General features: G+C 47.6%; 23 protein-coding genes and 1 pseudogene. 5 read left to right on the forward strand and 19 right to left on the reverse strand.

What is annotated here, in order from left to right:
- Positions 1-15 precede the first annotated feature (15 nt).
- The 5 genes and pseudogenes from cutA to H6G03_RS00170 all read left to right on the forward strand — a co-directional run.
- Positions 16-324, forward strand: a complete 309-nt coding sequence (gene cutA, locus H6G03_RS00150; protein WP_190460834.1) for a divalent-cation tolerance protein CutA — start codon at positions 16-18, stop codon at positions 322-324.
- A 38-nt stretch (positions 325-362) separates the two neighbouring features.
- A complete protein-coding gene (locus H6G03_RS00155) occupies positions 363-1,001 on the forward strand; it encodes a transaldolase family protein (protein WP_190460836.1) in 639 nt (212 codons plus the stop codon).
- A gap of 53 nt (positions 1,002-1,054) precedes the next feature.
- Positions 1,055-1,432, forward strand: a complete 378-nt coding sequence (gene nirD / locus H6G03_RS00160) for a nitrite reductase small subunit NirD (RefSeq protein ID WP_190460839.1) — start codon at positions 1,055-1,057, stop codon at positions 1,430-1,432.
- 151 nt (positions 1,433-1,583) lie between these two features.
- Complete coding sequence (locus H6G03_RS00165; protein ID WP_190460841.1) at positions 1,584-1,865, forward strand: DUF2470 domain-containing protein; 282 nt, start codon at positions 1,584-1,586, stop codon at positions 1,863-1,865.
- Between the two features lie 57 nt (positions 1,866-1,922).
- A pseudogene (locus H6G03_RS00170) lies at positions 1,923-2,171 on the forward strand (zinc ribbon domain-containing protein); the annotation flags it as partial.
- 97 nt (positions 2,172-2,268) lie between these two features.
- Here H6G03_RS00170 and prfA read toward each other — a convergent pair.
- From prfA to rplE, 19 genes are all read right to left on the reverse strand, one after another.
- Positions 2,269-3,363, reverse strand: a complete 1,095-nt coding sequence (gene prfA, locus H6G03_RS00175) for a peptide chain release factor 1 (protein WP_190460843.1) — start codon at positions 3,361-3,363, stop codon at positions 2,269-2,271.
- A gap of 103 nt (positions 3,364-3,466) precedes the next feature.
- Positions 3,467-3,724 carry a 50S ribosomal protein L31 gene (rpmE, locus tag H6G03_RS00180; RefSeq protein ID WP_190460846.1) on the reverse strand — a complete coding sequence of 86 codons (258 nt, stop codon included), beginning with the start codon at positions 3,722-3,724 and terminating at the stop codon, positions 3,467-3,469.
- A gap of 159 nt (positions 3,725-3,883) precedes the next feature.
- Positions 3,884-4,297: a 30S ribosomal protein S9 gene (gene rpsI / locus H6G03_RS00185; protein WP_190460848.1), complete on the reverse strand. Its 414-nt coding sequence runs from the start codon at positions 4,295-4,297 to the stop codon at positions 3,884-3,886.
- Positions 4,297-4,749, reverse strand: a complete 453-nt coding sequence (gene rplM / locus H6G03_RS00190; RefSeq protein WP_190460852.1) for a 50S ribosomal protein L13 — start codon at positions 4,747-4,749, stop codon at positions 4,297-4,299. The genes rpsI and rplM overlap by 1 nt, the downstream gene beginning before the upstream one ends.
- An 80-nt stretch (positions 4,750-4,829) precedes the next feature.
- On the reverse strand, positions 4,830-5,669 hold the full coding sequence (gene truA, locus H6G03_RS00195) for a tRNA pseudouridine(38-40) synthase TruA (RefSeq protein WP_190461139.1): 840 nt from the start codon (positions 5,667-5,669) through the stop codon (positions 4,830-4,832).
- A 28-nt stretch (positions 5,670-5,697) separates the two neighbouring features.
- A complete protein-coding gene (rplQ, locus tag H6G03_RS00200; RefSeq protein WP_190460853.1) occupies positions 5,698-6,048 on the reverse strand; it encodes a 50S ribosomal protein L17 in 351 nt (116 codons plus the stop codon).
- A gap of 50 nt (positions 6,049-6,098) precedes the next feature.
- Positions 6,099-7,049, reverse strand: a complete 951-nt coding sequence (locus H6G03_RS00205) for a DNA-directed RNA polymerase subunit alpha (RefSeq protein ID WP_190460856.1) — start codon at positions 7,047-7,049, stop codon at positions 6,099-6,101.
- Positions 7,050-7,304: 255 nt separating this feature from the next.
- A complete protein-coding gene (gene rpsK, locus H6G03_RS00210) occupies positions 7,305-7,703 on the reverse strand; it encodes a 30S ribosomal protein S11 (protein ID WP_190460858.1) in 399 nt (132 codons plus the stop codon).
- Between the two features lie 82 nt (positions 7,704-7,785).
- The gene (rpsM, locus tag H6G03_RS00215) at positions 7,786-8,169 is read right to left on the reverse strand and encodes a 30S ribosomal protein S13 (RefSeq protein ID WP_190460860.1); all 384 of its coding nucleotides are present in this window, start codon (positions 8,167-8,169) and stop codon (positions 7,786-7,788) included.
- 85 nt (positions 8,170-8,254) lie between these two features.
- Complete coding sequence (rpmJ, locus tag H6G03_RS00220) at positions 8,255-8,368, reverse strand: 50S ribosomal protein L36 (RefSeq protein WP_071776899.1); 114 nt, start codon at positions 8,366-8,368, stop codon at positions 8,255-8,257.
- A 320-nt stretch (positions 8,369-8,688) separates the two neighbouring features.
- Complete coding sequence (infA, locus tag H6G03_RS00230; RefSeq protein WP_242060275.1) at positions 8,689-8,970, reverse strand: translation initiation factor IF-1; 282 nt, start codon at positions 8,968-8,970, stop codon at positions 8,689-8,691.
- Between the two features lie 231 nt (positions 8,971-9,201).
- Entirely contained in the window at positions 9,202-9,756 is a 555-nt protein-coding gene (locus H6G03_RS00235; RefSeq protein WP_190460862.1) for an adenylate kinase, read from the reverse strand.
- On the reverse strand, positions 9,753-11,075 hold the full coding sequence (gene secY / locus H6G03_RS00240) for a preprotein translocase subunit SecY (RefSeq protein ID WP_190460864.1): 1,323 nt from the start codon (positions 11,073-11,075) through the stop codon (positions 9,753-9,755). Before secY ends, H6G03_RS00235 begins: the two co-directional genes overlap by 4 nt.
- A gap of 49 nt (positions 11,076-11,124) precedes the next feature.
- Positions 11,125-11,583, reverse strand: coding sequence for a 50S ribosomal protein L15 (rplO, locus tag H6G03_RS00245; RefSeq protein ID WP_190460865.1), 459 nt, complete (start codon positions 11,581-11,583; stop codon positions 11,125-11,127).
- Positions 11,584-11,667: 84 nt separating this feature from the next.
- The gene (rpsE, locus tag H6G03_RS00250; RefSeq protein WP_190461141.1) at positions 11,668-12,201 is read right to left on the reverse strand and encodes a 30S ribosomal protein S5; all 534 of its coding nucleotides are present in this window, start codon (positions 12,199-12,201) and stop codon (positions 11,668-11,670) included.
- An 88-nt stretch (positions 12,202-12,289) separates the two neighbouring features.
- Entirely contained in the window at positions 12,290-12,652 is a 363-nt protein-coding gene (gene rplR / locus H6G03_RS00255; RefSeq protein WP_190460867.1) for a 50S ribosomal protein L18, read from the reverse strand.
- Complete coding sequence (gene rplF / locus H6G03_RS00260) at positions 12,649-13,188, reverse strand: 50S ribosomal protein L6 (RefSeq protein ID WP_190460869.1); 540 nt, start codon at positions 13,186-13,188, stop codon at positions 12,649-12,651. The genes rplR and rplF overlap by 4 nt, the downstream gene beginning before the upstream one ends.
- Positions 13,189-13,282: 94 nt before the next feature.
- Positions 13,283-13,684, reverse strand: a complete 402-nt coding sequence (rpsH, locus tag H6G03_RS00265) for a 30S ribosomal protein S8 (RefSeq protein WP_190460871.1) — start codon at positions 13,682-13,684, stop codon at positions 13,283-13,285.
- Between the two features lie 10 nt (positions 13,685-13,694).
- Entirely contained in the window at positions 13,695-14,240 is a 546-nt protein-coding gene (rplE, locus tag H6G03_RS00270) for a 50S ribosomal protein L5 (RefSeq protein ID WP_190460874.1), read from the reverse strand.
- Positions 14,241-14,256: the final 16 nt, after the last annotated feature.

Here is a 14,256-nt window from a genome sequence, read left to right on the forward strand (position 1 = left end):
ACCGAATCAACACCGATGAAACTATACTACATTACCCTCAACACCTCAGACGAAGCGCGTCAGATCAGTCAGGCATTGCTTCAGCAACAGTTAGCTGTCTGTACGAATTGGTTTCCCATCACTTGTGCTTATCGTTGGGAAGGCAAAATCGTCGAAGAACCAGAAACAGTGCTGATTGTTAAAACTCAATCCGGCTATCGAGAAGCGATCGAAGAGGTAATCCGCCAGCACATCAGCTATACCAATTTAATCGCTGAAATCTCTCCTGAGTCAATCAATGAAGGCTTTTTCAATTGGTTGAACGCAGAAGTACTGCTGAAATAAGCAACAGCTATCCAAATCTAATATCGGTTGGGAAACTGATGACCATTTATCTCGATTCCGCAATTATTTCAGAAGCCCAAACCGCTAAAGAGTTGGGCTGGGTAAAAGGAATTACCACTAACCCAACTCTTTTATCCAAAACCGATTTACCAGTTGAAACGACACTCAAGGAACTAGCTAAATTAACGAATGGCCCAGTTTTTTACCAGCTAATATCGTCGGAACTGGATGAAATGGTTAAGGAAGGTCGCAAGGCTTTTGAGATTATCGGTTATCAAACGGTGCTGAAAATTCCGGCTACAATAGTTGGCTTTCAAGCTGTTACTCGCCTCTCTCCGGAAATAAACTGTTCGGTGACAGCAATTTACAGTCCGGCACAAGCGGCTGTGGCAAAAGAGGCGGGAGCAAAATATGCGATCGCCTACGTTAACCGCGCTACCAAACTACTAGGTGATGGCATTGCGTTAGTGCGAGAAATGGCAAGCGTTTTGGCAAACAGCAGCACGGAAATTCTCGCCGCCAGCATCAAATCGCCAGAAGAAGCCGCCGCATCTCTACAAGCAGGGGCGCATCATCTCACGCTTCCCTTGAGTATGTTGCAGGCAATGGCAACCGATCGACTTTCACTGCAAACTGTTGAGGATTTCAACAAAAACGGACGCGGCATTAGTTATTAATTATTGCCGTTGTACAACTGACAACTAACAATTAACAAACGAGGAGAAATAAAATGGTTCAAGCATTACCAGTTCGCGATACAATGACAACATGGGTAAATATCTGCCCTCTTTCTGCGATCGCACCGAATACTGGCGTTTGCGCCTTAGTAGCAGGCGAACAAATAGCTGTTTTTCGACTTGGATACGGAACCGATCTTTACGGGATCGGTAACTACGATCCGTTTAGCAAAACTTATGTTTTATCGCGGGGAATAATCGGCGATCGCAACGGCATTCCCAAAGTTGCTTCCCCAATTTACAAACAAAACTTCAACTTGCAAACAGGACAGTGTTTCGATGACGAAAACGTCAAATTACCAACTTATCAAGTCAGGGTCATCGAAGGACGAGTGCAGGTAGCCATTAATAAAGGGTTTTCCAGTCATTAGGCAATTGCCCCTAACAGCGTTCATCCAAACACACACACAATCCCCTTTTTGCCAACCCACGTATCGATTGCGGTTGGCAATTTTATATTTTAGGTATAAAAAAGATAGTATAAATGAATAAGTTTTTACACTGTTTCCAGGGAATTCAGTTATGTCAGAACCGTTTTCTACTCAAGTGAGCGATCGCATCTGCTCCCATATGAACGAAGATCGTGGAGATGCCCTACTTATCTACGCCCAAACTTTTGGCAGTTTAACTCATGCGACATCAGCACAGATGCTTTCTATCGATCCTGAAGGCATGAATTTATCCGTACAAGTCAATAATGCTACCTTACCAGTTCGCATTCAATTTGACCACGTTCTCAAAAATTCCGAAGACGCTCACGACACTCTCATTGCAATGGTGGGACAGGGGAGATCGCAGGGTTGAAAGGATGGTGCAGGTGGTGGGTGGTGCGATCGCAAAATGACAACACATTAACTAGCTTATTTCCAAAAAGTAGACAGCCGTAAAACTAGCCAGATTTGCCCCAGTTGTGATGTTGAGACAGGCAAGAAAGAACTTTCAGAACGTACTCACGTTTGTTCAAATTGTGGCTGTACAACTGATAGAGATGTTGCAGCCGCTCAAGTAGTTCTCATTCGAGGACTTGCAGCCGTTGGGCAAACGGTGAAGATGCTTGCTGAGGGCAAATTCATTGGAATCCCTATGAAGCAAGAATCCTCGTGTCTTTAGACCGAGGAGTGTCAAAAATCAACGCAGCCTAGACGCAAACCCCGTTTCTTCGCTCACAAGATCGCGCTAGGCTGTTGACAAAATATCATTTATATGCTTACGAACCAGAAGCAGCCAGTTCCGCCAAGCGTTCCTGCTGGTCTTTGCTAATGCAACTTTGAATTACCGTCTCTATGTCACCTTCCAAAACAGTGGTGAGAGTGTAATTCTGACCCAAACGGTGATCGGTAACGCGGTTATCCTTGTAGTTGTAAGTGCGGATCTTTTCCGATCGCTCCCCACTACCCACCTGAGAGCGACGCATCGAAGTCACCGCCTCCTGTTGTTCCCGCAGCTTCATTTCATACAGCTTGGCACGCAGAATTTGCATGGCCCGCTCTTTATTTTGCAGCTGAGAGCGTTCTTCCGTACAGAAAATCCGAATACCCGTAGGTTTGTGGATCAAATCAACAGCAGTTTCCACCTTGTTGACATTTTGGCCACCAGCACCGCCCGATCGAGCAGTCTTCATTTCAATATCCTTCGGGTCAATATGCACTTCCACATCGTCTACCTCTGGCATCACCGCCACAGTAGCCGTTGAGGTATGAACCCGACCCCCAGCCTCAGTCACCGGCACCCTTTGTACCCGGTGAACTCCAGCTTCAAATTTCAGCTTGCTGTAAACTTGGTCGCCCTGTATTTCCAGAACAGCTTCTTTAAAACCGCCCATTTCTGCCAGCGACTCGCTGACCAATTTTACGCGCCAGCCTTGACTATCTGCATAGCGCGAGTACATCCGCAGCAAGTCGCCCGCCCAAATACTGGCTTCATCCCCACCGGTGCCTGCGCGAATTTCCAACATGATATTTTTCTCATCATTGGGATCGCGGGGTAAAAGCAAAATTTTCAGGCGAGTCTCTAACTCTTCTATCCTTGACTCCAATTCGTCTACCTCCAGGGCTGCCATTTCTTGCAACTCTGGATCGCCATTTGCTTCCTTGTGAACTTGTTTAGCGCCCACCAACTCTGACTGAGCAGTTTTCCACATATCATATGTGTTGACCACTTCTTCCAAAGAAGAGCGTGCCTTAGCCACTTTTTGATACTCGGTCGGGTCAGTGGCGATATCTGGATCTGCCAGACGCCGGTTCAGTTCGTTGAAGGTTTGTTCGACAGATTTTAGTTTGTTTAGCAGGTATGTTTCAGCCATAGTCAGTTGTCAGTTGTCAGTTGTCGTTTGTGAAAAATTAGGAGGGGTCGGTTGTCGGTAGAAAAAACTACAAACAACAAACTACAGACAATTGACTATCCTGCTACTTTTTATTTTTGCCGCCAGGAGCTGGTTTGGCTTGGCTCTCGCCACCTTCCAACATACCGTATTTACGCAAGAAGCGTTCCACCCGACCTTCGGTGTCGATGATTTTTTGAGTGCCTGTGAAAAAGGGATGGTTACCAGACCAGACATCAACGTGAAGTTCTGGCTTTGTCGAACCGACGGTCATAACTACTTGACCGTTACAGTAGACTTTGGCATCGGGATACCACTTGGGATGAATATCGGGTTTTGGCATATTTCCTATTTCCTTGAGATATTTTGCTAATTGGGGAATTAGTCAACAGTGAGTTGCGATCGCCATTGCAGATTTCAAATTTTAAATTTCAGATTTATCTAAATTTGCCATCTGCAATTTAAAATTTGAAATTTTTCGATCGGCAATAACTCCACTATTTTAACGCTTGGAGTACTGAGGTGCTTTGCGAGCTTTATGCAAACCGTATTTCTTGCGTTCTTTCGCCCGTGGGTCGCGGGTGAGATAACCTTCAGTTTTCAGGGGCTTGCGGTTATCTGGGTCTAATTGACACAGAGCTCTAGCTACTCCCAAACGAATCGCATCAGCTTGTCCCGCCACTCCGCCACCGTGGGCGTTGACCAGGATATCGTATTCATTTTCCAATCCCAGCGTTTCTAAGGGAGCTTTAACGGCGGAAAGGAAACCTGTATTGAACTGGAGGTAAAGATCTCCAGCTTTTTGATTGATTAGTATTTGACCGTTACCGGGAACGAGGCGCACTCTAGCTACAGCAGATTTGCGACGACCGGTGCCCCAGTACATAACGCGATCGCTAGTTTCAGTTGCTTGCATTAATCTTCTCCTGGAATAGTGTTAACTTTCAACTCTTGAGGTTTTTGTGCTTGGTGAGGATGGTCGGGGCCAGTGTACACTTTTAGCTTAGTAAACAAGCTTCTGCCTAGAGAATTTTTGGGCAGCATCCCGCGTACAGCGTGTTCGATAATCCTTTCTGGCAAACGGGCTTGCAGTTGGGCAAAATTTTCCGTCTTCATCCCACCCGGTCTGCCGGAATTGCGGCGGTACACTTTCTGAGTGCGTTTTTTGCCGGTGACCGTGACCTTCTCGGCGTTAACTACAATCACAAAATCACCTGTATCCAGATGAGGTGTGTAGTGGGGTTTGTTTTTTCCTCTCAGAACTATCGCAATTTCGCTGGCGAGTCTTCCCAAGCGCTGATTGGCGGCATCTACCACGTACCACTGGCGCTCTGAGGTATTTTGAGGAGGTAGATAGGTTTTTTCCATAGTTTATTTGTGGGTTGTCAGTTGTGAGTTGTCATTTGTCATTTGTCGGTAGTTTTTCTGCTAATGACCGAGACTGATGACTATTGACTGAATAAAAATTTGGGTTGTTTATCGAACCAGATTTCTGGAGGAAAGGGGAATTCTGGATAACCTACGCGCAACAGACACAACCCATGAGCTGGTGCGGCGTACTTTACTTCGTTACGAAGTTGGTTAACCCAAAGATTGGTGAAGTTATCGAGCGATCTTTCGCCTCGACCCACTTGCACCAGCAATCCCACCAGCAGCCTTACCATACCGTACAAAAATCCATTCGCTTGCACCTCCATGTAAACGAATGGCCCTTCGCGATATGTTTGTGCTTCCTGCACTTCTACCCAGGAATGAGCCCGACCGGAATTAGAGCGGTGAAAAGCAGCCAAATCGTGCTTGCCAATTAAAGGGTTGAGGGCTGCTTGCATTGCTCGTTCGTCCAGCGGCGCATAATAATAATGCCAAGCAAAGGGACGCACGAACAAGTTGGGTTGGCGATCGGTGTAGATAGTATAACGATAGCGGCGATAGCTAGCGGAAAAGCGGGCGTGCCAAGTAGGGCTTACCTCAGCCGAAGCCAGAATCAATATATCCTTTGGCAGCTGAGTATTGAGAATTGTCGCCCACTTTTCTGGTGGGATAGTACCCGTAGCTTCAAAATGAGCCACTTGGGCAGCTGCGTGAACCCCAGAATCGGTTCTTCCCGCACCGTACAGCGTTACCGATCTATTCATAATTTCAGAAAGAACTTTTTCAATTTCTTCCTGTACCGATCGGTGTTTGGGCTGTCGTTGCCATCCATGAAAATGAGTGCCCAAGTATTGAATCACCAGGGCAACTCGCTGCGACGATTTTAGATTTTCGATTTGCGATTGAGGATGTGTCATCGATCTCAAAATCTAAAATCCTCATCAATCAGACCAGTTCGATAATTGCCATTTCCGCATTATCCCCTCGGCGTCTGACGGTGCGGAGGATGCGGGTATATCCGCCCTGACGGTTGCCGTAGCGTTCGCCTACCTGTTCAAACAGCGCGTGAACCAACTGTTTATCGTAAAGATAGCCGATTGCTTGACGACGAGCTGCCAGAGTGCCATCTTTGGCCAAGGTAATTATCCTGTCTGCTTCCGAACGAACTGCTTTTGCCCTTGCTTTAGTGGTCTGAATCCGACCGTGACGCAATAATTGAGTTGTCAGAGCTCTGAGGAGAGCCCGACGCTGGTCGGCTGGCTTGCCGAGTTGAGGAACACGACGTCCGTGACGCATAACACTTCCTTTGTACCTGAATTAACGCAACACTCAATTATTAGATGAAATCATCCGTTTGATTTGGCAGACTTTTCTGCTGGCAATGTGATTCCCAATCGTCGCTGTAAAGCTTCGATTACTTCTTCCGCAGACTTCTGACCGAAGTTTTTGATTTCCAGTAAGTCTTCTTGCGTGTAATCCAACAAGTCGGCTACTGAGTTAATCTGAGCCCGCTTCAGACAGTTATAAGCCCGCACCGATAGTTGCAATTCCTCGATCGGAATCTGGCTGGTGGGGTCTTCGTCGTCTGATTTATCTGTGTCTATGGGTTGCAGATTCATGTTTGTCAGCGGGTTGAACAAATCCACTAGGATACCCGCTGCTTGCGATAGTGCTTCTTGGGGTGAAATACTGCCATTCGTCCAGATTTCCATGAGCAGTCGGTCTTTTTCTGCCGCACCATCACCGCGAATTTCTTCTACGCTGTAGTTGACTTTGCGAACCGGCATAAAAATGGCGTCAATCTGGAGAAAGTCTAAAGCAGCTGCTTCATCGTGCCCGCGATCGACCGATCTATAACCCTTACCTGTTTCCAGGCGGAATTCCATTTCCAGCTTAGCCCCTGCTGCCAATGTGGCTACGTACTGACTTGGATCGACTACTTCCACCTGAGAAGGCAAATCGAATTGTGACGCCGTTACCGTACCCGCTCCGGTGGCTACTAATCGGCCTATCTGCGGTTGGGAGTCATGGCTTTTGAAAACTATTTCTTTCATGTTGAGCAGGATCTCCAGCACATCCTCCCGCACTCCTGGAATCGTGGCAAATTCGTGATTGACTCCGGCAATGCGGACGGCAGTAACTGCTGTCCCCGGCAGGTTAGATAGCAGTACTCGTCGCAATGCGTTGCCAACTGTCGTTCCTTGCCCCCGTTCCAGTGGCTCTAGGACAAATTTGCTGTATTGACCGCGATTTTTCTCGATGTTAGACTCGACACATTCAATTTGAAATTGCGCCACGTAACGATCCCCCTTCTTCCTCGATCCGGTGGAAGGCAGCACAAGCAGCCTCCCCTGTTTATTTCTGAGCTGAGTGTTCAGATGACTATTGCCATTGCCACTGTCTCCAGCTAGTGGGTTGGCAATATTTAAGGCAACCCACTCGCCAACTACAAGGATCGGTCTTGGCGACACCAGAGCCGGAAGCAAACCGCAGACCTAACATCGACCAGGCTGACCCTTGTGCTTTAAAACACTACAAAAATTTTGTTGTGTCTAAACGCGGCGACGTTTGGGTGGGCGGCAGCCGTTATGGGGAATCGGAGTAATATCGCGAATCAACGTAATTTCCAGTCCAGCACCCTGAAGCGCTCGAATCGCGGTTTCGCGGCCTGCTCCCGGGCCGCTCACCATTACTTCTATCTGCCGCATTCCCTGGTCGATCGCTCGGCGAGCGGCTCCTTCAGCAGCTGTTTGAGCTGCAAAGGGTGTGCCTTTTTTTGCACCTTTAAAGCCACTAGAACCTGCTGATGCCCAAGAGATTACATCTCCATTCTGATCGCCGATCGTGACAATAGTGTTGTTGAACGTTGACTGGATGTAGGCTACCCCGTTGGGTACGTTTCGCTTTTGCTTTTTTGCACCTGTTTTTCTGGTTGTTTGTCGTTGCGCCATATCGATCTATAAGCTTGGGTTTATCTTGAACAGCAGCTTGTATTGTTGCCTTGGTAATTTTACTTGTGGCTCAATTGAATGCTTACTTCTTCGCAGGTGCCTTTTTCTTACCTGCCACGGTTTGACGTCTACCGCGACGAGTGCGAGCATTAGTACGAGTTCTTTGACCTCTGACTGGAAGCCCCTGACGATGGCGGCGACCTCGGTATGTACCGATGTCGATCAGGCGCTTGATATTCATCGCCTCCAAACGCCTCAGATCGCCTTCCACCTGGTAGTTGGTTTCGACTGCCGATCGCAATGCTGCTACTTCGGCATCGCTGAGATCTTTAACACGAGTGTCCGGATTAATGTTGGTCGCGGCTAAAATTTCCTTAGACCGCGTTAGACCGATTCCGTAAATGTATGTCAGACCGATTTCGACGCGCTTATCGCGCGGAAGGTCTACCCCGGCAATCCTTGCCACGCTTTATCTCTCCCTATTTGTTTCGTTGGTGCTAAAAATTGCAATTGTTTAGTATCCATATGCAATGCTGGATACTGCTGATATGCTAACCCTGGCGTTGCTTGTGCTTAGGGTTAGAGCAGATAACCATAACTCTGCCCCGTCTGCGGATGACGCGGCATTTTTCACACATTTTCCGAACTGATGCTCGAACTTTCATGGCCATTTCGGCTGTACTACAAACTATATATTATATCATTTTTTATCTTATTTGTCAGTTATTTATTTTATCCTAACTAAAGATGGATTTTAATGCCATAACCCCATTTACCTTACATACTTTTTACGGTGGTAAGCCAGGATGGCTTTTGTAAGGTGATAGGGGGTTTACTCTACTTTGACGCCATCTTCTGGCAAGATTTGGATGTAATTACGCCTCATCTTGCCAGAGAAGAGATATACGCCAAAACGTTAAACCGATTATGCAGATTAACGCCAAACAGGGCATTGGGCAGGGACTCACTTACCATGCCCTCCATCTCAATTAGGTCTTGTTTCGACAATTTGCTTTTTCCTTAAAGGTGCGCTTTTTGCTTTAGGTGAGTAAGCGCCGCGATAAGTAATCCGTCCCTTGGTCAAATCGTAAGGGGTTAGTTCTACCTTTACGCGATCGCCCGGCAATATCTTGATGTTATTGCGACGAATTTTGCCAGAGATGTGAGCCAGTACGTTAAACCCGTTATCCAGCTCAACGCGGAACATAGCATTAGGAAGAGACTCGGTAACAGTACCTTCCATTTCAATCAAATCTTGCTTAGACAGTGGATTTTTCCTCAACGCTACATTTTATCGAACAGGTTGGCCGAAATTATCTGCCGCAGACTATTTTAGGCATCTGAGCCCAAACTCCGCCACCCTTTAACATATCTTATCAAAGACTGACAAAATGTGCCTCCGTGAAAGTTATGACACCGAGCGATTTTTTACTGTAAAGCGTTGACTTCAGGGATGCTCTTGCCCATCCGTGAAATCAACGCCCTAATTTTGCAGTAGCTACAGATCGATCGCTTTCTTAATTTCGGTGGTGACCTCTGTCATCGTGCGATCGCCCTCAATAGACACCAGTTGCTGGCGATCTCGATAATAATCGATCAACGGAGCAGTTTGTTCCCGATAAACTTCCAGCCGACGACGAATCACTTCCTCTGTATCGTCAGGACGTCCGCGCCCCAGCAGACGGCGCACCAACACTTCATCCGGTACTTCCAAGTTGACTACGCGATCGCACTTCTGCTTCAGTTGCTCGAGCAGTTCATCCAAAAAGCCGGCTTGGGTGACATTGCGCGGAAAGCCATCTAGAATCCAACCATCCTGAGTATCGCTTTGATTCAGCCGCTCTCGCATCATATCCAGAATCAAGCTATCCGGAACCAACTCGCCTCGTTCTTGGTAAGACTTAGCTTTAGTGCCCAGAGGAGTGCCTTGCGCTACCTCATTTCTTAAAATATCACCCGTCGAGATATGGGGAATAGCACACGAATCGGCCAGCTTCTTAGCCTGAGTTCCCTTACCTGCACCGGGCGGGCCCAGAAAAATCAATCGCGTCACTCTTGTTTCACCATTCCTTCGTATCGCTGGGAGATCACGTAAGTTTGAATTTGTTTCGACGTATCAATTGCTACACCAACAAGAATCAACAGAGAAGTTGCTCCCAGTCCCCTGAACGTTCCCAAATTGGTAGCACTTTCGACTACCGTTGGGATAATTGCCACTGCGCCCAGGAAAATAGCTCCCAAAAGAGTTAGTCTGTTTAAAACCCGTTCCACATACTCGCTGGTAGCTTTACCGGGACGAATACCCGGAATGCTAGAGCCCATTTTCTTGAGATTCTGTGCCAGATCCACAGGATTGACGATCAGAGAAGCATAGAAATAGCTAAAGAAAAGAATTAGGAACAGATAAGCCCCCACATAAATAAGACTGCCAGGGTGGAGATAGGTATTGGCGATTTTATTCAAAGTCTCATTTGGGAATAAATTTGCCAAAGAAGCTGGTAGAAACAGGACAGCAGATGCAAAGATAATCGGCATCACACCACCCTGATTCAATCGCAAAGGCAAATAGCTGCTTCTTTCCAAATACAGCTTACGTCCTACTTGGCGACGTGCGGAAACGATGGGAATTTTGCGGGTTCCTTCCTGTACGAAAACAATACCGACAATCATGACCAGGAAAACCACCAGCAAAATAATTACCTTACCGACAATTTCTCGGCCATCAGCCCGCCCAGCCGCATCTTGAGCTAATGCCAACGTAGCCCCGAAAGACTTGGGTATAACCGCCACAATGTTGAGGAAAATCAAAAGGGAAGCACCGTTACCAACGCCTCGTTCGGTGATCAGCTCGGACACCCACATCACAAACATGGAACCCGCTGTCAGTGCTATCACCGTTTTGGCATAGAAGAAAAACCCCGGATTGGCAGTTTCTGCAAAAGGAGCAACCCAAATAGAAATACCGATACTTTGAATTACCGCCCATCCCAAAGCTACATAGCGAGTAATCTGAGAAATCTTCCGTCGCCCTGCTTCGCCTTCATTTTTCTGCAAATTTTCCAAGCTGGGCAGTGCTGCTGTCAGCAGCTGCATAATAATCGAAGCATTAATGTAGGGCAAGATTCCCAGGGCAAAAATTCCCAAAGCCACTATACCGCCGCCAGAGAAAAGATCCAACAAACCTATTAAAGGACTGTTTTGAACCTGATCTTTAAACGCCTGTATGTTTATTCCCGGTACAGGCAAAAATACTCCCAGGCGCACCAAAATAAGCAAGCCAATTGTCACAAGCAGCCGGCCTCTGAGTCCGGCTGCTTGTGCCATTTGGGCAAAAGTTTCTTGAGCCGTTGGGGTTTTATCTCGACTGATCATAAAGGGTTACCTCTACGCGATCTTGGCACTGGCTGCAATTAAATTAAGGTTAGCCCCGGTTCGCTTCTACAACTTCGCAACTACCACCAGCCGCTTCAATTTTGCTGCGAGCTCCTGCTGTAAAAGCCGCTGCTTTCACTTGCAGCGAGACGTTAAGATTTCCATCTCCTAAAATTTTCAGCGGTCCCTTGTTGCTTGTGACAATACCAGCGCCCAGCAGCGATTCCAGGGTTACCTCAGTATTTGCAGGCAGCGATGCCAGCTTACTGACATTGATCGTAGTGTATTGGCGACGATTGATAACGGTAAAGTGCTTTAACTTGGGTATGCGCTTGTAGAGTGGCTGTTGTCCTCCCTCAAAACCCGGTCTGGTGCTACCGCCAGAACGGGATTTTTGACCGCGCATCCCCAAACCTGCACTAGCCCCCTGTCCGGCAGAAATACCTCTTCCTACCCGGCGAGGGCGATGTTTGGAGCCTTTTTTAGGCGTAGCATCATTTAATCTCATATTTTTGGTCACGGGTCATTGGTCAATCATGTCATCGGTCAGCGGTTATCAGTCATGGTTTTTAATGACTCATAACGATCGTGACTATGAGAAGAGATTCTCGATCGGCACACCGCGATCTTGGGCAACTTCAGAAAACGTTCGCAGGGTTTCCAAGGCGTTAACGGTGGCTCTGGCGTTGTTGAGCGGATTGTTAGAACCGAGCTGTTTGGCCAGGACGTTGCGAACACCCGCCAACTCCAACACGGTGCGTACAGCGCCACCTGCAATTACCCCCGTTCCCGGTGCTGCCGGTCGCATCATGATCTTCGCACCACCACCGTCACCTTGAGCTGGATGGGGAATCGAGTTTGATTTCGTGAGGGGTATTTCAACCAGGTGCTTTTTGCCATCGGCGACTCCCTTGCGGACAGCACCGATCACATCGCTGGCTTTACCAACTCCGACGCCTACTGTACCGCGTTCGTTACCGACGACGACAATGGCGCGGAAGCTCAGCTTTTTACCACCTTTTACTACTTTGCTAACGCGGCGGATTTGGATGACCCGCTCTTGCCAGGTAGTTTCTTTTTCTTTAGTGCGGCTGCTTTTTTTACGAGTTTTTTCTTTTTCCGCCATTGTTTTTTCCTTTTTTTTTGTCATTTGTCATTTGTCAAAAGTCATTTGTCATTTCCTCATGACTGATGACTGATGACACGATTGACAACTAGAAGTCTAAACCGGCTTCCCTAGCTGCGTCGGCGAGAGCTTTGATCCGACCGTGGTAAAGATTGCCGCCGCGATCGAATACGACTTTTTCAATACCCGCTTCGCGAGCTCGCTGTGCAATCAATTTGCCTACCTGGGTCGAAGCATCGCAATTGTAGCCAGCTTTTAATTCTGCTTTTAAGTCTGGCTCGACTGTCGAGGCGGCTACAAGGGTATGGTGCTTGGTGTCGTCGATCACTTGGGCATAAATATGCTGATTCGATCGAAACACAGCTAAGCGAGGACGTTCTGGTGTTCCAAAGACTGTGCGCCGGATGCGGCGATGCCGACGCTGCTTCGATTCTATGCGACTCAGCTTCATTTCTTCCCTGCCTTGCCAGCTTTACGTCTGACTACTTCACCGGCATAACGAATGCCTTTGCCTTTATAAACTTCTGGTGGGCGGACGGCGCGAATTTTGGCTGCTAAGTTACCCACAAGTTCTTTATCGATGCCACTGACGGTGATATTGACGTTGCCATCAACAGCCATTTGGGTGCCAGCGGGCGGTTCGATTTTGACTTCGTGGCTATAGCCCACGACCAAAACGAGATTGCGACCGTCAACTCTGGCCCTGTAACCAACACCTTGAATTTCCAATTTTTTCTGAAAGCCTTGGGAGACTCCCTCAACCATGTTGGCTACCAGGGTGCGACATAAACCGTGAAGTTGACGGAGGCTGCGAGACTCATTTTCCCGCACAACCTGCAAAGTTCCGCCGTCTTGCACTACAGTTATCCCTGCTGGCAGAACTCTAGAAAGTTCTCCTTTCGGCCCTTTTACAGCAACGTGTTGGTTGTCTATTGTCACCGATACTTTATCAGGAACAGCGATCGGGCGCTTACCGATACGAGACATAACGTTTTTGTCCTTTGTCAGTTATCAGTTGTCAAAAGTCAATCATTCAAAAGTCGGAAAGTAGGTGACTGATGACCGATGAATCTTGACCGAGTTACCAAACGTAGCAAAGTACTTCACCACCGATTCCCTGGCGTCGCGCTTCCCGATCGGTCATAATCCCACTGGGAGTGGAAATTATGGCGATGCCGATGCCACCGAGAACTCGCGGTAATTCTTTGCGGTTCGAGTAAACTCGCAGTCCTGGCTTGCTTACTCTTCTCAATTTGGTGATGATGGGCTGACGATTTTTTCCTTTGTATTTCAAAGAAATCACCAGCTCTTTCTTGACTCCTTCGCCATTTTCTTCGTACTCGCCGATAAAGCCCTCTTCCTTGAGGACTTTTGCAATGCTGCGAGTCATTTTTGTGGACGGTACCGCTGTTTTTTGATGCCGCGCTAAATTTGCATTGCGGATGCGCGTCAGCATATCTGAAATTGTGTCATTCGACGCCATCGTCTCCTCCTTATCGATCGCTGAAAGGCATCCCAAAAGCTTTAAGCAAGGCGCGACCCTCTTCGTCTGTTTTCGCAGTCGTGATGATCGAAATATCCAGACCTCGAATTTGATCGATTCTGTCGTATTCGATTTCTGGAAAAATCAACTGCTCTCTTACGCCCAGACTGTAGTTACCGCGACCGTCAAAGCTTTTGGGACTAATACCTCGAAAGTCGCGGATGCGGGGTAGCGCCAGGTTGACTAATCTATCGAAAAAGGCATACATCCGATCTCCCCGCAGCGTCACCATAATGCCGACTGGCATACCTTGGCGAATTTTGAAACCCGCGATCGCTTTTTTGGCTCTTGTGACTACAGGTTTTTGACCTGCGATCGTGCCAATTTCATTCAAGGAAGATTCCAGTGCCTTAGCGTTTGCCGCTGCATCGCCCAAACCCCTGTTGAGGGTGATTTTCACCAGCTTCGGCACCTGATGGATGTTTTTGTAATTGAACTGTTCCTTCAGTTTGGGAACAATATTCTCTTGATACTCGGTTTTCAGTCGTTGAGTCATTGTCTTCGTTTCTCTA

The organism is Aerosakkonema funiforme FACHB-1375 (genome assembly GCF_014696265.1).
GTDB classification, from domain to species: Bacteria; Cyanobacteriota; Cyanobacteriia; order Cyanobacteriales; family Aerosakkonemataceae; genus Aerosakkonema; species Aerosakkonema funiforme_A.